A 25697-nucleotide genomic window follows, 5' to 3' on the forward strand; every position below is an offset into this window, starting at 1 on the left:
CTGAGGGTTCGGGCGCGCCCCGCGCGGTGATGGAATGCTGCTGGGCGTGACGAGTCAGACAGGACCCAACCTCGGGGCGACCCCGCGCTCCCTGGCCGAGCGGGCCCGCGATCACATCCGTGAGCGGATCACCTCCGGACAGTATCCGCCGGGCTCGCGGATCAAGGAGCGCGAACTGTCGGAGGAGCTGGGCATCTCGAGGATGTTGCCCACCTGGGGCCGTTGCCGTGGGAGATCAGGACCTGGTGGCCGTCCTTGACGAGACGTGCGATCTGGGCGCTCGGCGGCGGCGATCTGGTGGTCAGCCCTGGCCGGGGCCGGTCATGGCGTTTCCGCCAAGAGCCAGCAGTATTGACTGGGCGGAGTTCCGCCGGGTCAACGCCTGACCCGGAAGTCGCACGAGGTCCCGGACCGGGGCCTCTTCACGTCCGCCGACGTGTCACACGATGCGGTGCATCCAGCCGTGGATGTCGTCGGCCTTCCCGTACTGGATGTCGGTGAGCCGCTGCCTGAGCCCGAGCGTCGTCTCGCCGGGTTCGCCGTCGCCGACGGTGTGCTGACCCTCCGCGTCCTTCAGGCTCCCGACCGGGGTGATGATGGCCGCGGTTCCGCAGGCGAAAACCTCGGTGAAGGTGCCACGGTCGACGCCCTCGACCAGCTCGTCGAGCGCCAGCCGCCGCTCCTCCGCCACGAGCCCGGCATCGGTGGCAAGCTGCAGGATCGCGGTGCGGGTGACCCCCTCGAGGATCGTGTCGGTCAGGGCGGGCGTGATGATCCGGCCGTCGTCGGTCACCACGAAGAGGTTCATGCCGCCGAGCTCCTCCACGTAGCGGTGCTCGACCGCATCGAGGAAGCCGACCTGGCTGCATCCGTTCGCCTCGGCCTCCTGCTGGGAGACCATCGAGGCGGCGTAGTTTCCGCCACACTTCGCGAATCCGGTGCCGCCGGGCGCCGCGCGCGTGAAATCGCGGGTGAACCAGATGTCCACCGGCTGCACCCCTGAACCGCCGAAGTACGCCCCTGACGGGCTGGCGATCACCGCGTAGGTGACGACGGTCGAGGGCTTGACCGCGAGGAAGGGGGAGCGGGCGAACATGAACGGACGCAGATAGAGGCTCTGTTCCTGTCCCGTCGGCACCCAGTCGCGGTCGATGGTGACCAGTTCGTCGACGCTGGCCAGGAAGTCCTCGACCGGGAGTTCGGGCAGCCCGAGCCGGCGACACGACCGCTGGAAGCGGTCAGCGTTGACCTCCGCGCGGAACCGCCAGACGGAGCCGTCGGCATGCGCATATGCCTTCAGTCCCTCGAAGGCCTCCTGCGCGTAGTGGAAGACCGCCGCGGCCGGATCGAGCTCGAACGGGCCGTACCCGACGATGCGTCGGTCGTGCCAGCCCTCCTCGGACGTCCACTCGATCAACGCCATGTGGTCGCTGAACCGGGCCCCGAAGCCGGGATCGGACAGCACGGCGGCGCGCTCATCCTCGGTGTGGACGGGAGCGTCGTGGATGGTGAAGCTGGTCATCGGTGGCCTTCCGGGAGATGGTGTGGAGGGGGTCAGATCGTGCCGCCACCGGCGACGTCGATGCTCGCGCCGCTGATGTAGCTCGCCCGGTCGCTTGCCAGGAAGGCGACGATGCCGGAGACCTCGTCCGGCTCGCCGAAGCGCCCGAGCGGGATCGCGGCGGACTGGTCGGCGAAGAACTGCTCCGCCGACTTCTCGGGCGAGCGCAGCGCATGGATGTTGGCCCACTGCGGCGTCCGGACGCTGCCGATGTTGACGATGTTGACCAGGATCGAATACTGCGCCAGCTCCTGGGCGAGGGTCCTTGTCAGGTTGAGACCGGCCGCGCGGTTCACGCTCGTCGACAGGAAGCGGTAGTCGGGCGAGCCTGCGAACACCGAGCCGATGTTGATCACGCGCGGCGCATCGGAGCGCTTCAGCCAGGGGAGAGCGTCCTTGACCGCGCGGAACCAGCTCAGCACCTTGATGTTGAAGTCGGCGAGAAGCGCGTCCTCGCTCAGCGTCTCGAAGGTGCCCGGGTGCGCGCCGCCGGCGTTGTTGACGAGGATGTCGATGCCGCCCATGTCCTCGCCCGCCCACTCGATGAACGAGGCGAGCTGGTCGGCCTCGCGCACGTCGACGGCGCGACCGCCCGCGAGCTCACCGAGCTCTGCGACGGCGGAGTCAACCTCCTCGGCGCTGCGGGCGCAGATCCGCACCTGCGCGCCCTCCCGCACCAGCTCGTGGGCGATGGCGAGCCCGAGGCCCTTGGAGGCTCCCGTGACAATGGCCCTGCGGCCCTGCAGTGTCAGTTCCATGTCTCTCCTCAGAGGAAGGCCTCGTCGACCGGGACCTGGAGCCCGATCGCGAGGCGGTTGGTCTTGTTGGCGGCCGCGACGACGGCGTGCAGCTCGGCCAGCTGCTCGTCGGTGGCACCCTTCGCCCGCGCCGCAGCGGTGTGCGAGCGCACGCAGTAGGTGCAGTTGTTGACGGTGGACACGGCGACGTAGATCAGCTCCTTGACCAGAGGGTCGAGGGAGGTGTCGGCTGCCATGACCTCCTTCAGTTCGGCCCAGGTGCGCTCGAGGTTCGCCGGATCGTTGGCGAGCACCCGCCAGAAGTTGTTCACGAAGTCGGTCCTGCGGGTCTGCCTGATGTCGGCGAACACCGCCGCGGCCCGCGGATCGAGCTCCTCGTCGGTGAGGGCGGGAAGGATCGGGCTCATCTGGTCCATCGGTCGTGGCTCCTTCGTTTCGGCCACCAGAAACTCTAGTGCCGCGCATCGACACTATCGCCGGGCGCTCGCGACCGTCGGCCGGTCCAGCCAACGGGTGCCTGCGCCGACGGCGGACAGGGACCGTCCGGGGCGTCTCACGGACGGACCCGGGTTTGGAGGCGGGGCGACGGCGCGTTAGGGTTGCCTCATCTTCAAATACTGCAAGGCGAGCGTTGTGTAAATCGTGGCGCTGGTCGGGACGGGGATACGACGGTGACGATGTCGTTCGAAGCGCCTCAGGTCGGGCTCTCGGCGCGGGCACACGCCCTCGCTCTTCGCATGCTCTCGGGCGCGGGCGCCGCGTCGGTGGACGCCTACCGACTCGGCGAGTGTCTCGAGTTCGTCGCGCACGGCATGACCTCGGCGGGTGAGTTGGTGCTGGCCGCCTCCCCGGTTGGCGAGCTCTCCCGCCTCGCGGATGCTCAGCCGGCCGAGGTGAGGCTCGACATCGTCAAGCACACGCCCGACCCGAGCGTCTCGCTCGTCGCCGCCTCGCTGCACGTGCTCGGCTCCATGACGTGGGTCGAGTCGGTCGAGGGTGAGTTGCCCGAACGCGTCGCCTCGCTGGCGGCGATCCCAGGCGTCCGGCTCGCGGTGTTCGAGGTCGAGCGCGCCGTGCTGCACGACATGGCCGGGGCGAGCGTCATCGACGCCGGAGCCCCACCTGCCGTCGTCCCCGCCCTGGACGAGCAGGATGCGTTCCGCGCCGTCGCACGCCAGGATCAGTCGGCGCTCAAGGACCTGTGCTGGGCGGTGCTGGTCGACGCGGTGCCCGGAGAGGTGGCGAGCAAGGCCGCCCTGCCGAACCTGTGCGCGCACACCGTCGACCGTGTCTACTGCGTCGACGTCGACGCGCTCGGGATCACCCTCATGCTGGTCGGGCGCCACGAGACGCTGATCGCGCACGCGGCCTTCGCCACCCCCGCGATCAGTCAGGCCGCCCTGGAGCGGCGCGTCGACGAACTCGTCCAGGGCGCGAGGATCTGAGCCTGACGCACGAGCGCGCGCGAGCCACCGGCTCGCGCGCGCTCGTGCATGGTCAGGTTCAGCGTGCCTCGTAGGTCAGGCAGGTCGCGGTGTCGGAGACCTCGATGCCCTCAGCACTGCACATCAGGTCCTTGTTGTGTACACACTCGAGGCGCTGGCAGGCGCCGACCTGGCTATCGGCCGTCGGAAGCCCGCCGCGAGCATCCAGGGTGATGAACGTGGTGCAGGAGGCCTGGGCCGAGCCGCCGATCGTGACGGCGAAGGCGGTGCAGCCGGAATCGTTGTATGCGCACGAGGTGGTGGCGCAGGACGTGACAGCGGTGACGGTGCTCATGGGGTACCTCCAGATGTTGTCTATTTAGGAAACATCGTAAGCTCCGCGCCGGGCATCCGCAAGGAAGGTAGACCTTCTTTCACAAGGTATTTCACGCTCAATCGCCTCGATTTCGAGTACCATCCCATTGGCCATTTCGGTGTTGCGTAAATCCCCCCGCTCAGCCGCGCGAGACGAACGCGAAGACGCGGGTGGGGAAACCGGTGCCACCGACGATGCGGGGGACGCCGACCGCGATCACCGAACCCGTTGCGGGCAGCTGGTCCACGTTGATCAGGTTCTCCAGGTGCCACAGCCCGGCTGGGTGTGAGACGTCGCGGTGGACGGGGAAGTCGGGCTTGTCGCCCGGATCGATGCCGAGCGTGTCGACGCCGAGGCCGACGACGCCGCGGGAGACGAGCAGTCGGGTCGCCTCGACCCCGAACCCCGGGAACCTGAGGTCCGTCGTCGACTCGGTGCCCGCGTAGCTGAGGGCGCTGTCCTTGCGGTGGGCCCAGCCGGAGTTCAGCAGGACGGCGCTGCCCGCCTCGATGGTGCCGTGCGCAGCCTCGAACGCCTCGATGTCCGACACCTCGACCACGGCGTTGGCATCGGCCGCCGCCTTCTCGGTGAGGTCGATGACGACGGCGGGGACGACAAGGTCGTCGATGCCGATGCTCGCGGTGTCCGCTCCGCCGGGGACGAAGTGCTCCGGAGCGTCGAAGTGGGTCCCCGCGTGCTCGAACGTGGTGAAGATGCGGGCGTGGTAGCCGCCGCTGTCGTGGGAGACGGCGTCGACGATCTCCAACGCGGGTGCGCCCGGCCACAGCACGGTGTCGGGCCCGAGGGCATCGGTGAGGTCGACGAGTCGGAAGCCGCCGGTGAAGGCGGCGAACGCGGCGTCCCGCGCGGCGATCGTCGTCGCGGTGGTGGAGGCGTCCCGCGGGTTGGCTTCGAGGCTCATGGGTGGATCCCTTCGTCGGTGGTCGTCGGGGTCAATCTAGAAAGCCGAACCCGGCAGACGGCGGCGGTTCCGCAACATTGCGGCCCGCCTACGCTCAGAGCGCAACCGGGAATAGTGAGGGCCCATGATCACGCGTTGGGCGGCCACGAGCGCCGGAGATAGACTGACATCGCGATCCATCCCTGAGTGAGAGGTGTCCAGTGCAAGACGAGCTGACCGGAGCCGGGGTGCCTGCCCCCTTTGCCACGCTTGGACTGACGTTCGACGACGTCCTGCTCCAGCCGAACCAGTCGGACATCATCCCCTCCCAGGTCGACACGGCGACGCAGCTCACCAAGCGGATCCGCCTGAACATCCCGCTCGCCTCGGCCGCGATGGACACCGTCACCGAGTCGCGGATGGCCATCTCGATGGCGCGCGAGGGTGGCATCGGCATCCTGCACCGCAACCTCAGCATCGAGGACCAGGCGCACATGGTCGACCAGGTGAAGCGCTCGGAGGCAGGCATGGTCACCGAGCCGATCACGGTCAGCCCTGACGCGACCCTCGGCGAGGTGGACGAGCTCTGCGCCACCTACCGCATCTCCGGCGCCCCGGTCGTGGACGACGAGGGGACCCTCGTCGGCATCATCACCAACCGCGACATGCGCTTCGAGGACAACGCGTTGCGCCCCGTCCACGAGGTGATGACGAAGTCGCCGCTGATCACCGCCCCGGTGGGCCTCTCCAACGAGGACGCGCTCGGCCTGATGGCGCAGCACAAGATCGAGAAGCTGCCCATCGTCGACGGCGAGGGCAAGCTGCGCGGTCTGATCACGCTGAAGGACTTCGTCAAGGCCGACAAGTACCCCAACGCCGCCAAGGACGACCAGGGTCGGCTCCGCGTCGGCGCCGCCGTCGGGTTCTTCGGCGACTCGTGGGAGCGCGCCATGGCGCTCGTGGAGGAGGGGGTCGACGCGATCATCGTCGACACCGCCCACGGACACAGCCGCGGCGTCGTCGACATGATCAAGCGACTCAAGGCCGACCCGGCCGCCGCAGCCGTCGACATCATCGGCGGCAACGTGGCGACCTACGCCGGCGCGAAGGCGCTGGTCGAGGCAGGCGCCGACGCGGTGAAGGTCGGCGTCGGCCCGGGCTCCATCTGCACCACCCGCATCGTCGCAGGAGTCGGTGTCCCGCAGGTCACCGCCATCTACGACGCCGCCCGCGCCGCCAAGCCCGCAGGCGTCCCGGTGATCGGGGACGGTGGTCTCCAGTACTCCGGCGACATCGCCAAGGCCATCGTCGCAGGCGCCTCCACCGTCATGCTGGGCTCCCTGCTCGCCGGCTGTGAGGAGAGCCCGGGCGAGCTCGTCTTCATCAACGGCAAGCAGTTCAAGAGCTACCGCGGCATGGGCTCGCTCGGCGCGATGGCGGCCCGCGGTCGCAAGGCGTCCTACTCGAAGGACCGCTACTTCCAGGGCGACGTCACCTCCGACGACAAGCTCGTCCCGGAGGGCATCGAGGGCCAGGTCGCCTACCGCGGGCCGCTCGCCGCCGTGGCCTACCAGCTCGTAGGTGGACTGCGCCAGTCCATGTTCTACTCGGGAGCCGGTACGATGGCCGAGCTTCAGGAACGGGGCCGTTTCGTGCGCATCACCAGCGCTGGGCTCCGCGAGTCGCACCCGCATGACATCCAGCTGACCGCAGAAGCGCCCAACTACTGGTCGCGGTAAGGAACCCACTTTCGATGTACGAGCTCGGACGCAGCAAGCGCGCTTCTCATGCCTACAGTTTCGACGATGTGGCGATCGCCCCCACCCGCCGCACGCGCGGCGAGGACGAGGTCGACCTCCGCTGGAAGATCGACGCGGTCACCTTCGACATCCCGATCGTCGCCGCCCCCATGGACTCGGTCATGTCGCCCGCGACGGCGGTGCGGATGGGAGAGCTCGGCGGCCTCGGCGTGCTCAACCTCGAGGGCCTGTGGACCCGCTACGAGGATCCGCAGCCCCAGTATGAGCTGCTCACGCAGGACTGTGACCAGGTCACCGCGACGAAGCGGCTCCAGGAGATCTACTCCGAGCCGGTCAAGGCGGAGCTGATCCGCGACCGGCTCGCCGAACTGCGCCAGGCCGACGTGCCTGTCGCAGGCTCGCTCTCGCCCGCTCGCACCCAGGAGTTCGCGCCCGTCCTCGAGAAGGCAGGCATGGACTTCTTCGTAGTGCGCGGCACGACCGTCTCCGCCGAGCACGTCGGCGGTGACGACACCTTGAACCTCAAGGAGTTCATCTACCGCTTCGACACCCCGGTGCTCGTCGGCGGCGTCGCCACCTACCGCGCGGCGCTGCACCTGATGCGCGCGGGGGCCGCGGGCGTGCTCGTCGGCTTCGGTGGGGGAGCCACCCACACCACGGCCGACGTGCGCGGCATCGAGGTGCCGATGGCCTCCGCCGTCGCGGACGTCGCTGAGGCCCGACGCGACTACCTCGAGGAGTCGGGCGGGCGTTACGTGCACATCATCGCCGACGGGGCCGTCGGCAGGTCGGGCGCCATCGCCAAGGCGATCGCCTGCGGCGCCGACGCGGTCATGGTCGGCTCGCCGCTCGCCCGCGCCACCGAGGCGCCGGGCCGCGGCTGGCACTGGGGCGCCGCCGCGTGGCACGCCCAGCTGCCCCGCGGTGAGCGTTCGTTCTTCCAGCAGGTCGGCACCCTCGAGGAGGTCGTGCTGGGCCCGTCGCGCGTCCCGGACGGCACGATGAACCTGGCGGGCGGCCTGCGCAAGGCGATGGCCCTGACCGGCTACACCGACGTCAAGTCGTTCCAGCGCATCGACCTGATCCTGCACTGATGTCGCTCACACCCGACGAGGCACGCCAGGAGCTGCGGCGCCTGCGCGGCAGCATCGACAACATGGACTCGGCGCTGGTGCACCTCCTCGCCGAGCGGTTCAAGGTGACGCAGCGGGTGGGGGAGCTGAAGGCGACCGCGGGTCTTCCCGCGGCCGACCCGGAGCGTGAGGCGGCGCAGATCGCGCGTCTGCGCGCCCTCGCCGTCGAGGCGGACCTCGATCCTGAGTTCGCGGAGAAGTTCCTGACGTTCATCGTCCGCGAGGTCGTCCGCCACCACGAGCAGATCGCCGCGAAGCAGGTCGACTAGCGGGTCAGAGGGTCTCGCGCAGCCGGGAAAGGGCCTCGAACTCGTCGTGCCTGGTCAGGGTGCCGATCTCGGTTCCCTCGGCGTTCAGGACCGTCATCGTGTCGCCTTCGATGCGCGCCGTCGCCAGCTTCGAGAGCCAGTCGTCGACGCCTTTGCACAGCATCATGGTGGTCGCGACCTCGTTGAACGACACGCCGCCCTCCCACTCGGACCAGCTGCCGAGGAGCCGGTTGCAGCCGTCGGTGCCGGTGAGCCTGCCGTCGTCAGTCAGCGTGAGGCTCGCGACGTTTCGTTCTCCCTCGCCGTTCCAGGTGCCAGCGGCGCTCATGTTCGACTCCCATCGACGGTGCTCCCGGCACCTCCTGTGGTGCCGGACCCAGCCTATCGGGGGTGCGGGGGGGAGCGTGCGTGCAGAGGGGAAGGGAACCTGTGTTCAGGCGCCTTCCGGGGCGTTGACCAGGAAGTCGGCCGCCCGGGTGAGGTATTCGCGCATCTCGGCGTCCTCGGCGGGCTCGAGGTCGAGGGTGTCGACGGCGTTGAGCATGTGGTGCAGCCAGCGGTCGCGCTGAGCCGGCGTGACCGCGTAGTGCATGTGCCGCATCCGGAGACGGGGGTGGCCTCGCTGCTCCTGGTAGGTCTTCGGGCCGCCCCAGTACTGCTCCATGAACATCCGCAGCCTTTCCTCGGCCGGGCCGAGGTCCTCCTCCGGATAGAGGTCGCGCAGTGGTGGATCGGTGGCGACGCCCTTGTAGAACTCGGAGATCAGCTTGCGGAAGGTGGGTTCGCCGCCGACGCGCTCGTAGTACGTCTTGTCGATCACGCGCCTCTCACCTCGTCGCGCCACGAGTGCTTCGGGGCGAACCCGAGCGCCCGCTTCGCAGCGGCGTTGCTCAGCAGCGTGCCGAACTCCGCGACGTCGTCGTCAACGGTGAGGTCCGGGTGGATCGCTGCGAGTGCCTCGCGGCTCGGCAGGTCGAGGATGGTGTCGTCTGCCGCGATGATGAAGGCGTGTGCACCGGTGAGGTGCGCCTCGATGGCGTCCTCGCACGCCTGCGCCACGTCGCGGGCGTCGATGTAGCCGAACAGGTTCCAGCGCCTCGCCTCGGGGTTCTTCGCGAACCCCGGCTGGGCGGCGTAGTCGTCGACGGTGAAGATGTTGGACAGCCGGAGGCCGATGAAGGGGATGTGGGCCCAGCGCGACACCTGATCGGCCATGGCCTCGGTCATCACCTTGCTCAGCGAGTAGGTGGAGTTGGGATAGGGGTAGTGGGCCTCGTCGACGGGGACGTAGTTCACCTCGTCGAACGGGAGCCCGAGCGTCGTCTCGCTCGATGCGTAGACCACCCGCTGCAGGCCGAGCTTCCAGGCCGCGAGGAACACGTTGTTGTTCATCAGCGTGTTGGCGTTGAGCGTGTGCGAGTCGGTGTGGATCCGGTCGGCCGGGATGTTGGCGAGGTGGATCACGGCATCGGCGCCGTGCAACACGTCGACGGCCTCGCCGTAGCGCGTCAGATCCGCCAGGTAGAACTCGCCGTCGAACCAGGCGGGGCGAGGGGCGACATCGGTGGCGACCACCTCGTGTGAGGTCTCCTCGACGAAGTGGCGGAGCGTCGCCTGCCCCGCCTTGCCGCTTGCCCCGGTGATGACGATACGCATGACCTGATCCTAGTCTCCCCTCGCGCTTATACGGTCGTATACTTCCTGATACGCTCGTATCATGGATGACGATCGGACGGCGAAGGCCAGGCTGAGGGACGCTGCGGTCGAACTCGTGGCCGAAGGGGGCACGAAGGCGCTGTCCGCCAGGGCGGTCGCCGACCGGGCGGGGCTTTCGCAGGGCCTGATCCGCCACCATTTCGGTTCCATGGCGGCGCTCCTGCGCGAGTGCGACGCCCACGTCGCCGAACAGATCCGGGAGGGCAAGGAACAGGTGATCAGCCCGGGGCCGGGCTTCGACCCCCTCTCGGCGCTCAACGTCGACGGACGCGAACGCGTCGTCGGCTACCTCGCCGCCCGGCTGACCGAGGACAGCGAACACCTCGACGGGCTCGTCGACACCCTGATCGATGACGCGACAGGGTACATCACCAAGGCTGTCGAGGCCGGCCTGATGCGGGGGGCCCGCGACGAACGCCAGCGCGCCGCGATCCTGACGGTCTTCTCGCTCGGCTCGATCGTCATGCACCGACACGTGGCCCGGCACCTCGGGGTCGACCTCAGTTCCGCCGACTTCGCAAGCCAGCCCGGTTATCTCACCTACGTGCGGCTGCAGTTGGAGGCGTTCGCCGCGCTGTTCCAGCCTGAGGTCGTCGAGCAGTCCCTTGGCTACATCGACTCCATGGAGGAGGACACATGAATCCCATCGAGACCGCGGGACTCACGAAGCACTACGGGGAATTTCCTGCGCTGCGTGACCTCGACCTCGAGGTCAGGCCGGGGGAGGTGTTCGGCTTCCTCGGCCCCAACGGCGCGGGCAAGTCGACCACGATCCGCCTGCTGCTCGGGGAACTGCGCCCCACCAACGGGTCGGCGTCGGTGCTCGGCGCGACCCCGCGCGACGTGGCGATCCGCGCCAGGCTCGGTTACGTGCCTGCCGACCTGTCGCTCTGGCCGGCCATGACGGGGCGGCAGACGCTCGCCTTCTTCGCGAAGCTGCGAGGGGGAGTCGAGGCGACGCGGATTTCGGGGCTCGCCGAGCGGCTCGGCGCCGACCTCGACAAGCGGGTCGGGGAACTGTCGACCGGCAACAGGCAGAAGATCGGCCTGATCGCCGCCTTCATGCACCGGCCGGACCTGCTCGTCCTCGATGAGCCGAACGCCGGGCTCGACCCGCTCGTCCAGCACGAGTTCTGGGCCATGATGCGGGAGGCCGCGGACGAGGGACGCACCGTCTTCCTCTCCAGCCACACGCTCTCCGAGGTCGAACGCGTCGCCGACCGGGTCGGCATCATCCGCTCCGGCGAGCTGATCGCTGTTGAACAGGTCTCCGAGCTGCGCAGGCGCCGGATGCGACACGTCGAGCTCGAGATCGACGGTGACCTCCCGGCCGCCGAGCTCGCCGCGGTCGACGGGGTGCACGACCCGACGGTCCTGCCCGGCCGCGTCGAGTTCACCTTCGACGGCGACATGGCGCAGCTCCTCGCACACGTCACGGCACGCGTGGCACTGCGCGACATCCACACGACCGAGGCCGATCTCGAGGACATCTTCCTCACCTACTACCAGGACGCGAGATGAGCGCCGCCGTCGTGGCCCGGGGCCTCTCCGAGCAGTGGAAGGGGTTGACGGTCACCGCCGTCTCGGTCGGCGCGATGCTGCTGCTCGGGCTGTGGGTGTACCAGGACCTCGACCTGTCGATCTACGACGCGCTGCCCGAGGCGGCGAGGGCGCTGATGGGCATTCCCGCCGGCGCCGACCCCTCGCTGATGGCCTACAACGAGATGCTCGCTGCGGTCGGTGCGCTCGCCTTCACCGGCGTCTCCGTCTCCCTCGGCTCCCGGGCCGTCGCGGCCGACGAGGCGGCGGGGCGGGCCTCCCTCGTGCTTGCCACGCCGACGTCAAGGGCCGCCTTCGCCCTCGGCAAGGCTGGCGCGACGGTCGTCGCGATCCTGGCCGGAGGGGCCTTGCTGTGGGGCATCGCGGAGGCGGCACCGAGGCTGCTCGGAGTCAGCCTCGGCGGCTCGCACGTCTCCGCCCTGATGGCCCACCTCGTCGCGAACGGCCTGTTCCACGCCGGCCTCGCGTTCGCGATCGCGACCGGCCTCGGCAGCCGCTCCCTCGGAGGCGGTGTCGCCGCGACGGTGATGGTCGGCGGCTGGCTTGCCTCCTCGCTGCTGCCGATGTGGCGCGAGGGGGCGGCCGACTGGATTCCCTGGACCTGGTTCAACGGCTCGAAGCCCCTCGTCAACGGCATCGACGGGGGACACCTCGCGCTGCTGCTCGGCGGGGCCGCCCTCCTGATCGCGGGTGGCGTGGTCGGCCTCTCGGTGCGCGAGCTGCGCACCGCTGCCGCGCGGCCCGGCCTCGTCCAGCGGCTCCGGGCGCTGCCCGGGGTGGGCAGGCTGCTGCAACCGACCGGCAGGGGCGCCTCGCTGTTGTCGATCCGGCTGGCCGGTCACCGGGTGCTCGTCGCTTACGTCTCGCTCCTGCTTGCCGGTGTGATGGGGCCCGCCATGCCAGCGATGTACATGGGGCTGCGCGACTCGCTCGATGGTTTCGCCGCCTCGTTCCCGCAGTCGATGGCCGACCTGTTCGGGGGAGGGGACCTGTCGACGGCTGCGGGCTTCCTCCATCTCGAGACGTTCGGGATGGTCGCCCCGCTGTGCGTCATCCTCGTCGTCACGGCGGTCGCGAACGCGGGTATCGCGGGCGAGGAGGCCGCCGGGCGGATGTCGGTGCTGCTCGCCCAGCCCCTCGGCCGAGGACGCGTCTACGTGGCGACGGCGGCGACGGTGGTCGTGTACAGCGTGCTGGTCTCGGGCCTGCTGTTCCTGGGCTGTTGGGCGGGGCTCGCCCTCGCCGATGTGGAGCTTCCCCTTGGCAACCTGGCTTGGGCCTGCCTGCTGCTGATGCTGCTCGGCTGGGCGTTCGGGGCGTTCGCGCTGCTGTTGTCGGCAGGCACCGGCCGGACCTCGGTGACGGTCTGGGGGACGACGGCGGTGGCGGTCGTCAGCTACTTCGGGTACACGCTGCTCAGCGCGGCAGGTCGTCGCGGCCTTGGGTGGTGGTCGCCGTTCTCGGCCTACCTGGAGGGCCCGCCGTTGGCGGAGGGTGCCGCGTGGTGGCAGCCGGTGTGGCTAGCGGTCGCCGCCCTCGTGTGCGGAGTTCTCGGCCTCGTCCTGTGGCTGCGCCGCGACGTCCGGGCCGGCCGCGCCTGACCTCCGCTCGAGTTCCTCGAGCACGTCGCCCACCGGGTCGGCCATCGCGTTGGCGAAGAAGTGTCGCGCCTTGCGGTCCTTGTGCCGGAGCACGACGATCTGCTGGCGCGCGATCATGTTCAGCTCGGCGGTGGTCCCCTCGAGGGGCCACGTCTCCTTCGGCGCGTCGAGGGACTGGGGGAAGTGCACCGACGTGTCGCTGATCGACAGCGGGTACTCGCCCTGCGGCGAGACCGTCGAGCCGGAGGCGGCCAGCGCCAGGCTGCGTCGGTGGGTGTCGGCCTTGCGGAACATCAGCACTGCGGCCCCGCCGAGCACGACGACGCCCGCGATCAGCTGCAGTTGCAGCGGCTGCATCCGCAGGATGACCACGAGGCTGATCACGCACAGCAACGCGAGCACCCCGGTCATCACGTAGCCCATGATCATCAGCCGACGCACTTCCTCGGCCGGCCGCACCGGCGTCTGCTTCACCCAGTCGCGGTACTCGAACACCCGTGTTCCCATGCCGCAAGGGTAGGCCGTCGTGGCGCCGGTGCGCACGCCGCCCCGGGCATGAACGACGGCGGCCCCGGAGGAGAGTTCCCCGGGGCCGCCGTCACCTGGCTCAGTTGTCGAGCAGGCCCTCGAACAGGACGGTCGACAGGTAGCGCTCGCCGAAGTCGGGGACGATGACCACGATCGTCTTGCCCACGTTCTCGGGGCGGTTGGCGACCTCGACGGCTGCCGAGATGGCCGCGCCCGCGGAGAGGCCGACGAGGAGGCCCTCGTCGGTAGCGGCCTTGCGGGCGTACTCGACGGCCTGGTCGATGTTGCGGGGGAGGACCTCGTCGATGACGGAGCGGTCGAGGATCTCGGGCACGAAGTTGGCGCCGATGCCCTGGATCTTGTGCGGGCCGGGCTGGCCGCCGCTCAGGATGGGCGATTCGGCGGGCTCGACGGCGACGATCTTGACCTCGGGCTTGCGCTCCTTGAGGATCTGGCCGACGCCGGAGACGGTGCCGCCGGTGCCGATGCCCGCCACGACGATGTCGACCTGGCCGTCGGTGTCGTTCCAGATCTCCTCGGCGGTGGTGCGGCGGTGGATCTCGACGTTGGCCGCGTTGGCGAACTGGCGGGCCAGGACGCCGCCGCGCTCGGCTGCGATCTCCTGGGCCTTCTCGACGGCGCCGCGCATGCCCGCCGGGCCGGGGGTGAGCACGAGCTCGGCACCGAAGGCGCGCAGCAGGGCGCGACGCTCGAGCGACATGGTCTCAGGCATGGTCAGCACAACCTTGTAGCCGCGTGCGGCGCCGACCATCGCCAGCGCGATGCCCGTGTTGCCGGAGGTGCCCTCCACGATGGTGCCGCCCGGCTTCAGCTCGCCGGAGGCCTCGGCGGCGTCGACGATGGCGACGCCCAGGCGGTCCTTGACGGAGTTGGCGGGGTTGTAGAACTCCAGCTTCGCGGCGACGGTCGCGTTGTCTCCTGCGATGCGGTTCAGCTTGACGAGGGGGGTGCGGCCGATGAGTGCCGTCACGTCGGGGTAAATGCTCATGTCACCGGAAACCGTGTTCGCCCAGAGGATATTCCCGACCGGGCCAAGAATTTTCCGTGTCGATCCGGGTGGTGCGGGGTCGCTGCGCGGACGGCACAGGCGGCGTTGTGGTCTTTGGAGGCTTCTTCAATAGAATCACCCGCATGACTGCCCATCAGACGGTTCTCGTCGTCGATTTCGGTGCCCAGTACGCGCAGCTGATCGCTCGCCGCGTCCGCGAGGCGTCGGTGTACTCGGAGATCGTCAGCTCCAAGATGCCCATCGAGGAGATGCTCGCGAAGAAGCCCGCCGCGATCATCCTCTCCGGCGGACCCTCGTCCGTCTACGCGGAAGGGGCCCCGCAGCTCAACCCGGCCCTCTTCGAGGCCGACATCCCCGTGCTCGGCATCTGCTACGGCTTCCAGGCCATGGCCCAGTCGCTGGGCGGCACCGTCGCCCGCACCGGCCAGCGCGAGTACGGCCGCACGTCGCTGTCCATCGGTGACGGCGGCACCCTGCTCGCCTCGATGCCTAACACGCTCAACGTGTGGATGAGCCACGGCGACGCCGTCTGCAAGGCGCCGAAGGGATTCAGCGTGCTCGGTCGCACCGCCGGCGCCCCCGTTGCGGCCTTCGAGGACGTCAACCGCCGGCTCGCGGGGGTCCAGTGGCACCCTGAGGTGCTGCACACCCAGTGGGGCCAGCAGGTGCTCGAGCAGTTCCTCTACGAGATCGCCGACCTCACGCCCAGCTGGACCCCCGAGAACATGGTCACCGAGGCCATCGAGGAGATCCGCGCGAAGGTGGGCGACCGTCGCGTCCTCTGCGCCCTCTCCGGCGGCGTCGACTCGGCCGTCGCGGCCGCGCTGGTGCAGCAGGCGATCGGCTCCCAGCTCACCTGCGTTTTCGTCGACCACGGCCTGCTGCGCAAGGGCGAGGCCGAGCAGGTCAAGAACGACTTCGTGAAGGTCACCGGCGTCGACCTGGTCGTCGCAGACGAGGCCGACCGGTTCATCGGCGCCCTCGCGGGCGTCACCGATCCGGAGCAGAAGCGCAAGATCATCGGGCGCGAGTTCATCCGCACCTTCGAGGCCACCGCCCGTGACCTCGACGGCGAGCGCGGCATCGACTTCCTCGTCCAGGGCACCCTCTACCCGGACGTCGTCGAATCGGGCGGCGGCGAGGGCGCGGCCAACATCAAGAGCCACCACAACGTCGGCGGCCTCCCGGACGATCTGCAGTTCACCCTGATCGAGCCGCTTCGCCACATGTTCAAGGACGAGGTCCGCGCGGTGGGCCAGCAGCTCGGCCTTCCCGAGGAGATGGTCTGGCGCCATCCCTTCCCCGGCCCCGGTCTCGCGATCCGCATCGTCGGCGAGGTGACGCCCGAGCGTCTCGAGACCCTGCGTCAGGCCGACGCCATCGCCCGCGAGGAGCTGACGGCCGCCCGCCTCGACCGCGACATCTGGCAGTTCCCCGTCGTGCTGCTCGCCGACGTCCGCTCGGTGGGCGTCCAGGGCGACGGCCGCACCTACGGCCACCCGATCGTGCTTCGCCCGGTCACCTCGGACGACGCCATGACCGCGGACTGGGCGCGCCTGCCCTATGAGGTGCTCGAGAAGATCTCCAGCCGGATCACCAACGAGTGCGCCGACATCAACCGGGTCACCGTCGACATCACGAGCAAGCCCCCGGGCACCATCGAGTGGGAGTGACGTGAAGCGGCCCCGTGTGGATCAGATCCACACGGGGCCGGTCAGTTCTCAGCGGGTCGCTCAGTACGAGCCGCCGCCGTTGTTGGTGTTCTTGCGGTTGTCGTACCAGTCGCGGGCCTTGTGCAGGCCGTCCTCGGCGAGCGTCTCGTTAGCGCCCTCCTTGGGGATGACCGCCCACAGGATCAGGTACAGGAGCACGCCACCGCCCGCGAACAGTGAGACGAGCACGAACGCGATCCGGATCAGCGTCGGGTCCACGTTGAGGGACTTGGCGATACCGGCGGCGACGCCGCCGATCATGCCGTTGCTGCTTCGAGTGAGCTTCATGACAGTTCCTTTCGATTCTTTCTCTGTCGACGGCCACGGCTGAGTAGTAGTCCGATCGTCCCTGCCGCGGCCAGGATCAGGGCCAGGATCGGCTGGATTGCGGGTTCCGAGATGAGGTTGGCGAGGAACACGACGACGGCGAAACCAATGGCGGCAAGGCCGAGCGAGATCGTCGCCACATCGAGGGGAGCTCTATTCACGTGTTGCCTCCACGATATTGACCTTGGAGGCCATCGCGTCGACATTGACCGATACGTCGGGCCAGTCGAGCGACGCGTCGCCGGTGATGACAACCTCGCTGAAGGCCTGGTCCACGTCGATTCCGTCGACGGGGGTGCCGGGGAGGATGACGTCGACCTCGGAGCCGACGGCGATGATCTCGACGTGCTCGATCCCGGTCAGGTCCACCTCGCGGAGGTCGACGGAGCCGGACTCGGCGAAGTACTTCACGACGTGGGTTGCCGGATCGCCGTCCACAGTCGTGGAGGCCGCGGTGGCCAGCCAGCCGCACGCGACGATCGGCACCAGCATGAGGCCGAGGAAGGAGCGCGGGAGCCGGCGGTCGCGGGCGACCAGTGCGAACAGGACGGCCGCGAGGCCGAGCACCCCCGAACCGATCGCTATGCCGATCACGGGGCTGAGCCCGAGCAGCAGCACGGAGAGGAGACCGGCTGCCCAAGCCGCGAGGGTGATGAATAGGCCGGAGAGCCAGGCCGATTTCGCCGGTGGGCGGACAGGCTCCGGCAGCGGGTCGGGGGAGTAGAGGTCGACCACGGGCAGGGGTGAGGGGAGCGGGGCGGACGTGTGCGTCGCGGCACCCATGACCCGTCGCCACTGCTCGATCAGCGCCTCGTCGTCCAGGTTCTCCGCGACCCCGACCTCGCCCTCCTGGGCGAGGGTGCCGCGGTTGCGCATCAACCACCAGCCGAGCAGGCCGACGGCGAGGATCGCCAGACCCCACGGGAGCGAGGTGAGCGCCCCGACGGTCGCGACGAACATCGCGGTCGAGATGCCAACCACCGCCATCTGCGTCCCGTTGGACCAGGACCGCATCGAGGGGAGGATCGAGTCGACCGGGCGCTGTCCCTGGGGGCCGGGCGTGAGCACGGTGCCCCACGCGTAGAGGGCGACCCCGAGCCCGGAGCAGAAGGCCATGACAACGAAGGCGACTCGCACGATGACGACGTCGACGTCGAGCCGGGAGGCGATCGCTCGGCTCAGGCCGGAACCGAAGCCGGAGGTGTCACGACGCCACAGCGAGTCGAGGCTCTGCGTGAGCCAGCTCTCGTCGAGGTCGTGTGCCATGCCATCCAGTGTGGCGCGCCGACCGGGCCCGGGGTATCGGGAGAGTCCCTGATGGTTCCCTGGTGTTGGCCCCCGCGGCTGGTCTCGGGGGTGTGCGCGTGTCAGGCTGGAGCCATGAGCGACCTGCCCGTCCCCCAGGAGAGGCCTGCGCGCACGCCCCTGCGCAGGAGCCAGGACGGGCGGATGATCGCGGGCGTGGCCTCTGCGCTCGCGCGCCACTTGAATCTCAGCGTCGGGCTCATCCGGATGGCCTTCGTGATCGCCGCCCTCTTCTCGGGGGTCGGCGTGCTGGCCTACGGCGCGCTGTGGGTGCTGGTCCCCCGCGACCGCGGTGCGGTCGCGGAGGCGCCGGGGCTGGAGACGGCGAGCAGGCGTGGCATGAGGCCGACCCGCGTGGCCTTCCCCAAGCCTGACGACGGCATCCTCGTCTCCGGCGGCCTGATCGTGATCGGCCTGCTCTGGTTGTTCGTCTCGGGCGGCACCGTTCCCGCGGGCATCTTCTGGCCGGCCGTGATCGGCGGCGCCGGTGTCATCGTGATCTGGCTCCAGGTCGACGAGCGCTCCGAGACGGCCACCCCGCGCGGGAGCATCTGGCAGCGGCTGACCCGTGGCGGCGGAGCGATGAGCATCGTGCGCCTCGTCGGCGGCCTCGTCCTCGTCGTCGCAGGCATCAGCATGATCCTCGCCACCCAGGTCGGCATCGCCCAGCTGCCAGGTGTGCTCGGCGCCTCGGCCGTGCTGATCGCTGGTCTGCTCGTGGTCGCCGCGCCCTGGCTGTATCAGCAGCGCGCGCGGGTCAGGCGGGCAGAGGCCGACCGGCTGCGCGCCGAGGCGCGGGCCGACATGGCGGCCCATCTGCACGACTCGGTGCTGCAGACCCTCGCGCTGATCCAGCGCCAGGCAGACGATCCGGGCACAGTCGCGACGTTGGCACGCAGGCAGGAACGCGAACTGCGCACCTGGCTCTACGGGGAGACGACCCGCGCGGCCTCGCTGCGCTCCGCGCTCAGTGAGCTCAGCCAGGACGTCGAAGGACGCTTCGAGATCGACGTCGAGGTCGTGTGCGTGGGCGACGCCCAGGTCGACGACCGGCTCCAGGCGCTCATCCAGGCGACGGGGGAGGCCATCACCAACGCCGCGAAACATTCCGGCGCGTCGCGCGTCGATGTCTACGCGGAGGTCGAGGGCGAGCGGGTCGAGGTGTTCGTGAGGGACCGCGGGAAGGGCTTCGACCCGGAGGAGGTTCCTGCGGGGCGCATGGGCGTGAGAGAATCGATCACGGCTCGCATGGAGCGGCACGGGGGCAAGGCCTCCGTCCGCTCGGAGCCTGGCAGTGGCACAGAGGTGAGGTTGGAGATCGGGCAATGAGTGAGCAGAGCCTCGAACTGGCGCAGTTGCGCGTCGTCATCGTCGACGATCACGCGATGTTCAGGGCGGGGGTGCGCCACGAGATCGGCCAGCATTGCGAGGTCGTCGGTGAGGGCGAGGACGTCGCAACCGCCGTCGCCGTGATCGTCGAGACCGAACCCGACGTCGTCCTCCTCGACGTGCACCTTCCCGGGGGCGGTGGCGCCGAGGTGATCAAGCAGGTGCTGCCCGTCAAGCCGGAGGTCAAGTTCCTCGCGCTGTCCGTCTCCGACGCCGCCCAGGACGTGATCGGCGTGATCCGGGCGGGCGCCCGTGGCTACGTGACCAAGTCGATCAGCTCTGAGGAACTCGTCGAAGGCATGGCCCGCGTCGCAGGCGGGGACGCCGTGTTCTCGCCGCGCCTCGCAGGCTTCGTGCTCGACGCGTTCTCCGGCTCGGTCGATGTGGCGTCGATCGACGAGGACCTCGACAAGCTCAGCGCCCGCGAGCGCGAGGTGCTGAAGCTGATCGCGCGTGGCTACTCCTACAAGGAGGTGGCCAAGGAGCTGTTCATCTCCATCAAGACGGTCGAGACGCACGTCTCCAGCGTGCTGCGCAAGCTGCAGCTGTCGAACCGTCACCAGTTGACGAAGTGGGCGACGGACCGCCACCTCGTGTGAGCCGGCCCCGCCACCGGCGGGCTGAGGAGTCAGCGAAGCGGCGCCGATCGGATGATCGGCGCCGCTTTACTTGGTTGTTGTGGAAGGTCAGGCCTTGCGCTTGGTGACCAGTCCGTAGATGAACAGGACGAGGAGGGCGCCGACGACAGAGAAGATCAGTCCCCTGAAGGAGAAGATCTCGTTGTAGCTGACACCCAGGAGCGCACCACCCAGGAAGCCGCCGAGGACTGCCCCGACGATGCCGAGGAGGATCGTGGCGACCCAGCCGCCACCCTGCTCACCGGGCATGATGGCCTTAGCGATGGCCCCGCCGAGGAGGCCGATGACGATGTATCCAATGATGGTTCCCATGTGTTCCACAATGCCGTGAAATAGATGAGTTGTAAACAACATCCGGCCCTGAACACCCCTGATTTCACTGGCGTGTCTGGTCAGGGCATACCCCTAATGGGTATCGTGGGGTCATGGATATCCTGTTCAACATCCTGCTCTTTCTGCATCTGGTAGGGTTCGCCGCCCTCTTCGGCGGAGCCTTCGTTCAGATGAAGGGTCCGAACCGCGTCATCAACCCGGCGATCTTCCACGGAGCCCTCACCCAGCTCGTGACCGGCATCCTGCTCGTCGGGGTCAAGGAGATGGGCGACATCGGTAATCCCGTCAACAACATCAAGATCGGCGCCAAGCTGCTGGTGCTGATCGCCATCTTCGTGATGGTGTTCATCAACCGGAAGAAGGACAACGTCCCCGCCGGTCAGTTCTGGGCGATCTTCGCCCTCACGCTGATCAACGCCGGGATCGCCGTCTTCTGGTGACCTGAAAAACGGCAAGAGGGGGCGGCGCCACGCGGCGCCGCCCCCTCTTTCTGGCTCAGCCGGTCAGAAGAAGGGCCGCCAGGGGGAGAGGAAGGCCTCGGTTGCCTTCGCGATCCAGGATCGTGCCCGCCAGCGCTCCTCGTTCAGCTCGATGCAGTTGGACAGGTCGGTGCGGTAGATCTGCTCCATCTGCGCGGCCAGGTCCTCGTCTATGACCTCCAGGTTGATCTCGTAGTTGCCCCTCAGCGAGAGCCGGTCGAGGTTGGCCGTGCCGATCGTCGTCCAGTGGCCGTCGATGGTGCCGGTCTTGGCGTGCACCATCGCGCCCTGGTAGAGGAACAGGCGGATCCCCGAACTTAGCAGCTGGTCGTAGAAGCCGCGCGACAGCCAGTCGGCCACGATGTGGTTCGAACGCTGCGGGATGATGATGCGCACGTCGACCCCACGGTGCGCCGCCTCGCGCAGGGCCGCCACGAAGTCGTCGTCGGGCAGCAGGTACGCATGCGTGAGCCAGATCCGCTCCTGCGCCCGGTCGATCGCCTCCAGGTACATGTTGCGGATCGGATAGACCTGGATCCTCGGCGTGTTGCGGTGCAGGAGCAGGTAGTAGGCCCAGGTACGGGCGGGATTGTCGGTGATGGCCTTGCGCTGCCGCCCGAGGTTCTGGTTCCAGAAGTCGATGAAGGCGTTGTCGAACTCCGCCGCCTCCGGACCGACGATGCGGGCGTGGGTGTCGCGCCAGCCGGTCGCGTAGAGGTCACCGATGTTGTAGCCGCCGATGAAGCCGATCTCGCCGTCCACGCACAGCAGCTTGCGGTGGTCGCGTCCCCACGTCTTCGGGCGCCATGGCACCGGGAAGACGGGGTAGGAGAGGGTGTGCACCTTCTTCGAGATCCCTCGGTAGAACTTCGGGGAGACGACCAGGTTGCCGAAGCCGTCCCACACCGCGTAGACGTCGACGCCTCTGTCCGCCGCGCGGTTGAGGGCGTCGACGAACTTCTGACCCATCTCGTCCGACTTCCAGATGTAGGACTCGAAGTAGACGTGGTGCTGAGCGCCCTCGATCGCCTCCAGCATCGCCTCGTAGAGGTACTCGCCGTAGGTGTAGACCGTCACCTCGTCACGCTGCACCGGCACCGGGTCGTTGCGGGTGACCGGGAACTTGCGCAGCTTGCGCTTCTTTCTGCGCAGCGACTCGACCAGCGTCATCGTGGCCATCGCCAGGAGTTGCAGGATCAGCACCGAGGCCATGATCCGATTGAGTACCCGGCCGACCTTCGCGAGGGAGGAGCGCATGCCCGCAGCTTACCGATGCAGCCCGCCGCATGTGGGGAGGGCCGGCGCGGGAAGGTAGTCTTGGGCCTCGACATGAGCGACTCCCTTTTCCCTGACCTCTTCTCAGCATTCCAGCCGGACGAGGCCGCCCCGCCGCGCCGCGATCCGGTCACGGCGGTGCCGGAGGGCTCCGCGAAGAAGGTCACCGAGGAGGAGCTGCTCGAAGGCCTCAACCCCCCGCAGCGGCAGGCCGTCCTGCACTCCGGCGGACCGGTGCTGGTCGTCGCTGGTGCAGGGTCGGGCAAGACGCGAGTGCTCACCCGGCGCATCGCCTACCTGGTCGCCGAGCGCTCCGTGCATCCTGGCTCGATCCTCGCGATCACCTTCACCAACAAGGCCGCGGCCGAGATGCGTCAGCGCGTGATCGACCTGGTCGGCAACCGGGCGAAGCTGATGTGGGTCTCCACCTTCCACTCGGCCTGCGTGCGGATCCTGCGCAGCGACATCGACCGGTTCGGGATCAGCAAGAACTTCTCCATTTACGACGACGCCGACTCCAAGCGCCTGATGTCGCTCGTGCTGCGCGACCAGGAGGTCGATCCCAAGCGCTTCCCGGTGCGCGCGGTGATGAACGCGGTCAGCAACTACAAGAACGAGTTGATCGACCACGAGACCGCCTCCAGCGAGGCGACCTCGCCGCAGCAGGAGGTGCACGCGCAGGCCTACGCCGAGTACCAGCGACGCCTCGCCGCGGCCAACGCGCTCGACTTCGACGACCTCATCATGACGACGGTGTTCCTGTTCCGCGCTTTCGCCGACGTCCGGGAGAAGTACCGCCGGCGCTTCCGCCAGGTGCTCGTCGACGAGTACCAGGACACCAACCACGCCCAGTACGCGCTGATCCGCGAGCTGTGCGCGGAGGAGACCACCGGCGTCGTCGAGGGATCCCCGACGGTTGAGCCGGCCGAGCTGATGGTGGTCGGCGACTCCGACCAGTCCATCTACGCCTTCCGCGGCGCCACCATCCGCAACATCCTCGACTTCGAGCAGGACTTCCCCGGCGCCGAGACCATCGTGCTCGACCAGAACTACCGCTCGACCCAGAACGTGCTGACCGCGGCGAACTCGGTCATCTCCCGCAACCAGGGACGCCGCGAGAAGCGGCTCTGGTCCGATCTGGGCGAGGGCGACCTGATCGTCGGCTGGGTGGCGGACACCGAGCACGACGAGGCCCAGTTCGTCGCCGAGACGATCGACAAGCTCTCCGACGAGGGGGTCAGCCAGTACGGCGACACCGCCGTCTTCTACCGCACCAACGCGCAGTCGCGCGCCTTCGAGGAGGTGTTCATCCGGGTCGGCATGCCCTACAAGGTCGTCGGCGGGGTGCGCTTCTACGAGCGCAGGGAGATCCGCGACGCCATCGCCTACCTGCGCGCGATCGTGAACCCGGCCGACGACGTGTCGGTGCGACGGATCCTCAACGTCCCCAAGCGGGGCATCGGTGACCGAGCCGAGGCGGCCATCTCTTCGCTGGCCGCCGCCGAGCGGATCACCTTCTTCGACGCCCTGCAGCGCGCCGTCGAAGCCCCAGGCCTTGCCACGAGATCCCTGAAGATGATCCAGGGCTTCGTCGACGTGATGAACCTGCACCGCGGCATGGTCGCCGTCGGAAAGCCGGCCGACGAGGTGCTGACGTCGATCCTGAAGGAGTCGGGCTACCTGCCGGAGCTCGAGGCGTCGACCGACCCGCAGGACCTGACCAGGATCGAGAACCTCGTCGAGCTCGTCTCGGTCGCCGCCGAGTTCGTGGCAAGCGCCAACACCATCGACCTCGACGAGGAGCAGGCGAGCGGGCTGGCCGCCGGGATGCCCGAGCCGGACGACTCGCTCGCGGCCTTCCTGGAGCGGATCGCGCTCGTCGCGGACTCCGACCAGGTGCCGGAACACGAGGAGGGCAAGGGCGTCGTCACGCTGATGACCCTGCACACGGCCAAGGGCCTCGAGTTCGACACCGTCTTCCTGACCGGCATGGAGGAGGGCATGTTCCCGCACATGCGGGCGCTGACCGATCCGTCGGAGCTGGAGGAGGAGCGCCGTCTCGCCTACGTCGGGATCACCCGGGCGAGGAAGCGGCTGCACCTGTCGCGTTCGCAGGTGCGCGTCACGTTCGGCCAGCCGACCTACAACCCAGCCTCGCGCTTCCTCGACGAGATCCCGCACCACGTCCTCGACTGGCGCCGCACCGCGGCCGCCACCACCAGCTGGGCGGCGTCGACCGCGACGAGGAACCGACAGACCAGCGCCTCGCTGCACTCGTTCGGCAAGGGCTCGGCCCCCGCGAAGACGGTCACCGCCGTCGAGATCGGCGACCGGGTGCTGCACGCCAGCTTCGGCATGGGAACTGTGCTCGCCGTCCACGGCGTCGGCGACGCGACTAAGGCCGACGTCGACTTCGGGTCGGCGGGGACGAAGCGGCTGAGCCTCAAGCACGCCCCCATGGAAAAGCTCTAGGCCCCCTTGCCGGGAACACGAAAGAGCGGCGACCAGACGGTCGCCGCTCTTCGCGTTGTTCAGGGGGCTCAGCCGACGCCGAGCGACCTCAGGAAGGCCATCGGATCGGAGGCCTTGTACACGTCGCCTGGGGTGACACCCGGCTTGTAGTACTCCATGTGCAGGTGCGCGCCGAAGCTGCGGCCCGAGACGCCGACGTAGCCGATCAGCTGGCCCGCCTTGACGGTGGTGCCGGGCGAGACGACCTTGCGGCTCATGTGGGCGTACAGGGTGGCGCCGCCGTTGGCGTGCCGGATCACGACGTTGGTGCCCGCCCAGCCACCGGCGGTGGGGGAGGAGACGACGCCGGAGGCGGCAGCGTAGATCGGGGTGCCGATGGGGGCGGGGAAGTCCTGGCCGGTGTGCCAGCGCGACCACGAGCCGCGCTTACCGAAGTAGGCGCCGATCCGGTAGTTGCTCTTCAGCGGCATCGAGCCGCCGGTGGAGGTGAGGTTCTGCAGGTCCTCTTCGCTGATCTGGACGTCGGTGGTCTCGCCTGCCTTGGCTGCTGCGGCGGCCTTCTTGGCCTCCTCCAGACGGCGGGCGGCCTCCTCGGCCTCCTTCTTCAGCTTGTCGCTCTGCGCCTTGACGAGCTTGAGATCCTCGTCCATGAGGCGATCGCGCTCTTCGGTGCTCATGTCGAGGTAGGCCTTGACCGCAGCGTCGTTGGAGGCGCCCATGACCGCTGCGCGGTCCTTGGAGTTGGCCTCGGCTGCTGCCTGGCTCAGGTTCGTGCGGACCTTGTTGCGGCTGACCTCCTCGCTGCGGTCGGCGAAGCCCTCCTGCACGGCGGCTGCCGCTGCGGCGGGAACGGCGACGTTGGCGTCGGATGCCTCGTCAGAGTTCAGATCGGACCCGCGGCTGGTGAAGGCGAACGCGAACAGCGCTGCGGCCGACATGGCTCCTGCGACGCTGAGTGCGACCAGCTTCTTGCTGAATCCAAAGGCAAGGGCTCCACGGCGTGCGCGGCTCGGGGCGGTGGCTGCTCCGATCTCGGCAACGTCGTCAAAGTCGACCTCGGCTGCGCGCTTGGCGCTGCGCGATGGGGTGTCGTTCACCAGACTCCTGACGTAACGGTTATATCCGTGTGGGATCTTCCGTTCGGAACCTT

General features: G+C 68.7%; 29 protein-coding genes. 13 read left to right on the top strand and 16 right to left on the bottom strand.

Annotation, left to right across the window (positions count from 1 at the left end; genetic code table 11):
- Nucleotides 1-34: 34 nt before the first annotated feature.
- Nucleotides 35-259, top strand: coding sequence for a GntR family transcriptional regulator (locus BW733_RS20150; RefSeq protein ID WP_077351052.1), 225 nt, complete (start codon nucleotides 35-37; stop codon nucleotides 257-259).
- 180 nt (nucleotides 260-439) lie between these two features.
- On the opposite strand, the gene BW733_RS12880 is transcribed toward BW733_RS20150, so the two are convergent.
- The 3 genes from BW733_RS12880 to BW733_RS12890 are packed head-to-tail and all read right to left on the bottom strand — an operon-like array spanning nucleotide 440 to nucleotide 2735.
- Nucleotides 440-1522 (bottom strand): branched-chain amino acid aminotransferase, encoded by a 1083-nt coding sequence (locus BW733_RS12880; RefSeq protein WP_077351054.1) that lies wholly within the window; start codon nucleotides 1520-1522, stop codon nucleotides 440-442.
- A gap of 32 nt (nucleotides 1523-1554) precedes the next feature.
- Nucleotides 1555-2319 (bottom strand): SDR family NAD(P)-dependent oxidoreductase, encoded by a 765-nt coding sequence (locus BW733_RS12885; protein WP_077351056.1) that lies wholly within the window; start codon nucleotides 2317-2319, stop codon nucleotides 1555-1557.
- Nucleotides 2320-2327: 8 nt separating this feature from the next.
- Nucleotides 2328-2735, bottom strand: a complete 408-nt coding sequence (locus tag BW733_RS12890) for a carboxymuconolactone decarboxylase family protein (RefSeq protein ID WP_077351058.1) — start codon at nucleotides 2733-2735, stop codon at nucleotides 2328-2330.
- A gap of 261 nt (nucleotides 2736-2996) precedes the next feature.
- On the opposite strand from BW733_RS12890, the gene BW733_RS12895 reads away from it, so the two are divergent.
- Entirely contained in the window at nucleotides 2997-3764 is a 768-nt protein-coding gene (locus BW733_RS12895; protein WP_077351060.1) for a hypothetical protein, read from the top strand.
- 58 nt (nucleotides 3765-3822) lie between these two features.
- Here the strand turns inward: BW733_RS12895 and BW733_RS12900 are convergent, their stop codons facing one another.
- Together BW733_RS12900 and BW733_RS12905 are read right to left on the bottom strand one after the other, a co-directional pair.
- The gene (locus tag BW733_RS12900) at nucleotides 3823-4098 is read right to left on the bottom strand and encodes a DUF1540 domain-containing protein (protein ID WP_077351062.1); all 276 of its coding nucleotides are present in this window, start codon (nucleotides 4096-4098) and stop codon (nucleotides 3823-3825) included.
- Nucleotides 4099-4258: 160 nt separating this feature from the next.
- A complete protein-coding gene (locus BW733_RS12905; protein WP_077351064.1) occupies nucleotides 4259-5041 on the bottom strand; it encodes a cyclase family protein in 783 nt (260 codons plus the stop codon).
- Nucleotides 5042-5253: 212 nt separating this feature from the next.
- On the opposite strand from BW733_RS12905, the gene guaB reads away from it, so the two are divergent.
- From guaB to BW733_RS12920, 3 genes are read left to right on the top strand one after another with little or no spacing between them, the layout of a single operon-like run.
- On the top strand, nucleotides 5254-6759 hold the full coding sequence (guaB, locus tag BW733_RS12910; protein ID WP_077352991.1) for an IMP dehydrogenase: 1506 nt from the start codon (nucleotides 5254-5256) through the stop codon (nucleotides 6757-6759).
- Nucleotides 6760-6773: 14 nt separating this feature from the next.
- Complete coding sequence (locus tag BW733_RS12915; protein WP_077351066.1) at nucleotides 6774-7874, top strand: GuaB3 family IMP dehydrogenase-related protein; 1101 nt, start codon at nucleotides 6774-6776, stop codon at nucleotides 7872-7874.
- On the top strand, nucleotides 7874-8182 hold the full coding sequence (locus BW733_RS12920) for a chorismate mutase (protein WP_077351068.1): 309 nt from the start codon (nucleotides 7874-7876) through the stop codon (nucleotides 8180-8182). The genes BW733_RS12915 and BW733_RS12920 overlap by 1 nt, the downstream gene beginning before the upstream one ends.
- A 4-nt stretch (nucleotides 8183-8186) precedes the next feature.
- On the opposite strand, the gene BW733_RS12925 is transcribed toward BW733_RS12920, so the two are convergent.
- From BW733_RS12925 to BW733_RS12935, 3 genes are all read right to left on the bottom strand, one after another.
- Nucleotides 8187-8510, bottom strand: a complete 324-nt coding sequence (locus tag BW733_RS12925) for an META domain-containing protein (protein ID WP_077351070.1) — start codon at nucleotides 8508-8510, stop codon at nucleotides 8187-8189.
- A gap of 105 nt (nucleotides 8511-8615) precedes the next feature.
- Nucleotides 8616-9002, bottom strand: a complete 387-nt coding sequence (locus tag BW733_RS12930) for a globin (protein ID WP_077351072.1) — start codon at nucleotides 9000-9002, stop codon at nucleotides 8616-8618.
- Entirely contained in the window at nucleotides 8999-9838 is an 840-nt protein-coding gene (locus BW733_RS12935; RefSeq protein ID WP_077351074.1) for an NAD-dependent epimerase/dehydratase family protein, read from the bottom strand. The genes BW733_RS12930 and BW733_RS12935 overlap by 4 nt, the downstream gene beginning before the upstream one ends.
- Nucleotides 9839-9899: 61 nt before the next feature.
- On the opposite strand from BW733_RS12935, the gene BW733_RS12940 reads away from it, so the two are divergent.
- From BW733_RS12940 to BW733_RS12950, 3 genes are read left to right on the top strand one after another with little or no spacing between them, the layout of a single operon-like run.
- On the top strand, nucleotides 9900-10538 hold the full coding sequence (locus tag BW733_RS12940) for a TetR/AcrR family transcriptional regulator (RefSeq protein ID WP_077351076.1): 639 nt from the start codon (nucleotides 9900-9902) through the stop codon (nucleotides 10536-10538).
- A complete protein-coding gene (locus tag BW733_RS12945; protein ID WP_077351078.1) occupies nucleotides 10535-11419 on the top strand; it encodes an ABC transporter ATP-binding protein in 885 nt (294 codons plus the stop codon). Before BW733_RS12940 ends, BW733_RS12945 begins: the two co-directional genes overlap by 4 nt.
- A complete protein-coding gene (locus tag BW733_RS12950) occupies nucleotides 11416-13059 on the top strand; it encodes an efflux permease Rv1217c-related protein (protein ID WP_077351080.1) in 1644 nt (547 codons plus the stop codon). Before BW733_RS12945 ends, BW733_RS12950 begins: the two co-directional genes overlap by 4 nt.
- Here the strand turns inward: BW733_RS12950 and BW733_RS12955 are convergent.
- Together BW733_RS12955 and cysK are read right to left on the bottom strand one after the other, a co-directional pair.
- Nucleotides 12979-13566, bottom strand: a complete 588-nt coding sequence (locus tag BW733_RS12955) for a hypothetical protein (protein ID WP_152024708.1) — start codon at nucleotides 13564-13566, stop codon at nucleotides 12979-12981. The two genes, BW733_RS12950 and BW733_RS12955, sit on opposite strands and share 81 nt — an antisense overlap.
- Before the next feature lie 100 nt (nucleotides 13567-13666).
- Nucleotides 13667-14596: a cysteine synthase A gene (gene cysK, locus BW733_RS12960; RefSeq protein WP_077351084.1), complete on the bottom strand. Its 930-nt coding sequence runs from the start codon at nucleotides 14594-14596 to the stop codon at nucleotides 13667-13669.
- Nucleotides 14597-14739: 143 nt separating this feature from the next.
- Between cysK and guaA the strand changes: the two genes are divergently transcribed.
- The gene (gene guaA, locus BW733_RS12965) at nucleotides 14740-16290 is read left to right on the top strand and encodes a glutamine-hydrolyzing GMP synthase (protein WP_077351086.1); all 1551 of its coding nucleotides are present in this window, start codon (nucleotides 14740-14742) and stop codon (nucleotides 16288-16290) included.
- A 60-nt stretch (nucleotides 16291-16350) separates the two neighbouring features.
- On the opposite strand, the gene BW733_RS12970 is transcribed toward guaA, so the two are convergent.
- From BW733_RS12970 to BW733_RS12980, 3 genes are read right to left on the bottom strand one after another with little or no spacing between them, the layout of a single operon-like run.
- On the bottom strand, nucleotides 16351-16617 hold the full coding sequence (locus tag BW733_RS12970) for a PspC domain-containing protein (protein ID WP_077351088.1): 267 nt from the start codon (nucleotides 16615-16617) through the stop codon (nucleotides 16351-16353).
- Complete coding sequence (locus tag BW733_RS12975; protein ID WP_152024709.1) at nucleotides 16614-16817, bottom strand: hypothetical protein; 204 nt, start codon at nucleotides 16815-16817, stop codon at nucleotides 16614-16616. Before BW733_RS12975 ends, BW733_RS12970 begins: the two co-directional genes overlap by 4 nt.
- The gene (locus tag BW733_RS12980; protein ID WP_077351092.1) at nucleotides 16810-17922 is read right to left on the bottom strand and encodes a PspC domain-containing protein; all 1113 of its coding nucleotides are present in this window, start codon (nucleotides 17920-17922) and stop codon (nucleotides 16810-16812) included. Before BW733_RS12980 ends, BW733_RS12975 begins: the two co-directional genes overlap by 8 nt.
- Before the next feature lie 114 nt (nucleotides 17923-18036).
- Here BW733_RS12980 and BW733_RS12985 point away from each other — a divergent pair, with 114 nt between their 5' ends.
- Together BW733_RS12985 and BW733_RS12990 are read left to right on the top strand one after the other, a co-directional pair.
- Nucleotides 18037-19290 carry an ATP-binding protein gene (locus tag BW733_RS12985; protein WP_161490235.1) on the top strand — a complete coding sequence of 418 codons (1254 nt, stop codon included), beginning with the start codon at nucleotides 18037-18039 and terminating at the stop codon, nucleotides 19288-19290.
- A complete protein-coding gene (locus BW733_RS12990) occupies nucleotides 19287-19949 on the top strand; it encodes a response regulator (RefSeq protein ID WP_077351096.1) in 663 nt (220 codons plus the stop codon). Before BW733_RS12985 ends, BW733_RS12990 begins: the two co-directional genes overlap by 4 nt.
- An 87-nt stretch (nucleotides 19950-20036) precedes the next feature.
- On the opposite strand, the gene BW733_RS12995 is transcribed toward BW733_RS12990, so the two are convergent.
- Nucleotides 20037-20300: a GlsB/YeaQ/YmgE family stress response membrane protein gene (locus BW733_RS12995; RefSeq protein ID WP_077351097.1), complete on the bottom strand. Its 264-nt coding sequence runs from the start codon at nucleotides 20298-20300 to the stop codon at nucleotides 20037-20039.
- A 113-nt stretch (nucleotides 20301-20413) separates the two neighbouring features.
- On the opposite strand from BW733_RS12995, the gene BW733_RS13000 reads away from it, so the two are divergent.
- Complete coding sequence (locus tag BW733_RS13000; RefSeq protein ID WP_077351099.1) at nucleotides 20414-20761, top strand: hypothetical protein; 348 nt, start codon at nucleotides 20414-20416, stop codon at nucleotides 20759-20761.
- 63 nt (nucleotides 20762-20824) lie between these two features.
- Here BW733_RS13000 and BW733_RS13005 read toward each other — a convergent pair whose 3' ends face one another.
- Nucleotides 20825-22057, bottom strand: a complete 1233-nt coding sequence (locus BW733_RS13005) for a phospholipase D-like domain-containing protein (protein ID WP_237268195.1) — start codon at nucleotides 22055-22057, stop codon at nucleotides 20825-20827.
- A gap of 72 nt (nucleotides 22058-22129) precedes the next feature.
- On the opposite strand from BW733_RS13005, the gene pcrA reads away from it, so the two are divergent.
- Nucleotides 22130-24547: a DNA helicase PcrA gene (gene pcrA, locus BW733_RS13010; RefSeq protein WP_077352995.1), complete on the top strand. Its 2418-nt coding sequence runs from the start codon at nucleotides 22130-22132 to the stop codon at nucleotides 24545-24547.
- Nucleotides 24548-24615: 68 nt separating this feature from the next.
- Here pcrA and BW733_RS13015 read toward each other — a convergent pair whose 3' ends face one another.
- A complete protein-coding gene (locus BW733_RS13015) occupies nucleotides 24616-25644 on the bottom strand; it encodes a M23 family metallopeptidase (RefSeq protein WP_077351101.1) in 1029 nt (342 codons plus the stop codon).
- Nucleotides 25645-25697: the final 53 nt, after the last annotated feature.

It is taken from the genome of Tessaracoccus flavescens (assembly GCF_001998865.1).
Lineage (GTDB): Bacteria > Actinomycetota > Actinomycetes > Propionibacteriales > Propionibacteriaceae > Arachnia > Arachnia flavescens.

Excerpts from the sequence above, each read along its gene's own strand:
- BW733_RS12925 (WP_077351070.1), bottom strand. The coding sequence starts at position 8,510 with ATGAGCGCCGCTGGCACCTGGAACGGCGAGGGAGAACGAAACGTCGCG.
- BW733_RS20150 (WP_077351052.1), top strand. The coding sequence starts at position 35 with ATGCTGCTGGGCGTGACGAGTCAGACAGGACCCAACCTCGGGGCGACC.
- guaA (WP_077351086.1), top strand. The coding sequence starts at position 14,740 with ATGACTGCCCATCAGACGGTTCTCGTCGTCGATTTCGGTGCCCAGTAC.
- BW733_RS12915 (WP_077351066.1), top strand. The coding sequence starts at position 6,774 with ATGTACGAGCTCGGACGCAGCAAGCGCGCTTCTCATGCCTACAGTTTC.
- BW733_RS12920 (WP_077351068.1), top strand. The coding sequence starts at position 7,874 with ATGTCGCTCACACCCGACGAGGCACGCCAGGAGCTGCGGCGCCTGCGC.
- BW733_RS12935 (WP_077351074.1), bottom strand. The coding sequence starts at position 9,838 with ATGCGTATCGTCATCACCGGGGCAAGCGGCAAGGCGGGGCAGGCGACG.
- BW733_RS12890 (WP_077351058.1), bottom strand. The coding sequence starts at position 2,735 with ATGGACCAGATGAGCCCGATCCTTCCCGCCCTCACCGACGAGGAGCTC.
- BW733_RS12945 (WP_077351078.1), top strand. The coding sequence starts at position 10,535 with ATGAATCCCATCGAGACCGCGGGACTCACGAAGCACTACGGGGAATTT.
- BW733_RS12940 (WP_077351076.1), top strand. The coding sequence starts at position 9,900 with ATGGATGACGATCGGACGGCGAAGGCCAGGCTGAGGGACGCTGCGGTC.
- pcrA (WP_077352995.1), top strand. The coding sequence starts at position 22,130 with ATGAGCGACTCCCTTTTCCCTGACCTCTTCTCAGCATTCCAGCCGGAC.
- BW733_RS12985 (WP_161490235.1), top strand. The coding sequence starts at position 18,037 with ATGAGCGACCTGCCCGTCCCCCAGGAGAGGCCTGCGCGCACGCCCCTG.
- BW733_RS12955 (WP_152024708.1), bottom strand. The coding sequence starts at position 13,566 with ATGGGAACACGGGTGTTCGAGTACCGCGACTGGGTGAAGCAGACGCCG.
- BW733_RS12880 (WP_077351054.1), bottom strand. The coding sequence starts at position 1,522 with ATGACCAGCTTCACCATCCACGACGCTCCCGTCCACACCGAGGATGAG.
- BW733_RS12905 (WP_077351064.1), bottom strand. The coding sequence starts at position 5,041 with ATGAGCCTCGAAGCCAACCCGCGGGACGCCTCCACCACCGCGACGACG.
- BW733_RS12980 (WP_077351092.1), bottom strand. The coding sequence starts at position 17,922 with ATGGCACACGACCTCGACGAGAGCTGGCTCACGCAGAGCCTCGACTCG.
- BW733_RS12895 (WP_077351060.1), top strand. The coding sequence starts at position 2,997 with ATGTCGTTCGAAGCGCCTCAGGTCGGGCTCTCGGCGCGGGCACACGCC.
- BW733_RS12990 (WP_077351096.1), top strand. The coding sequence starts at position 19,287 with ATGAGTGAGCAGAGCCTCGAACTGGCGCAGTTGCGCGTCGTCATCGTC.
- BW733_RS12900 (WP_077351062.1), bottom strand. The coding sequence starts at position 4,098 with ATGAGCACCGTCACCGCTGTCACGTCCTGCGCCACCACCTCGTGCGCA.
- BW733_RS12970 (WP_077351088.1), bottom strand. The coding sequence starts at position 16,617 with ATGAAGCTCACTCGAAGCAGCAACGGCATGATCGGCGGCGTCGCCGCC.
- BW733_RS12995 (WP_077351097.1), bottom strand. The coding sequence starts at position 20,300 with ATGGGAACCATCATTGGATACATCGTCATCGGCCTCCTCGGCGGGGCC.
- BW733_RS12885 (WP_077351056.1), bottom strand. The coding sequence starts at position 2,319 with ATGGAACTGACACTGCAGGGCCGCAGGGCCATTGTCACGGGAGCCTCC.
- cysK (WP_077351084.1), bottom strand. The coding sequence starts at position 14,596 with ATGAGCATTTACCCCGACGTGACGGCACTCATCGGCCGCACCCCCCTC.
- BW733_RS12950 (WP_077351080.1), top strand. The coding sequence starts at position 11,416 with ATGAGCGCCGCCGTCGTGGCCCGGGGCCTCTCCGAGCAGTGGAAGGGG.
- BW733_RS13000 (WP_077351099.1), top strand. The coding sequence starts at position 20,414 with ATGGATATCCTGTTCAACATCCTGCTCTTTCTGCATCTGGTAGGGTTC.
- BW733_RS13005 (WP_237268195.1), bottom strand. The coding sequence starts at position 22,057 with ATGCGCTCCTCCCTCGCGAAGGTCGGCCGGGTACTCAATCGGATCATG.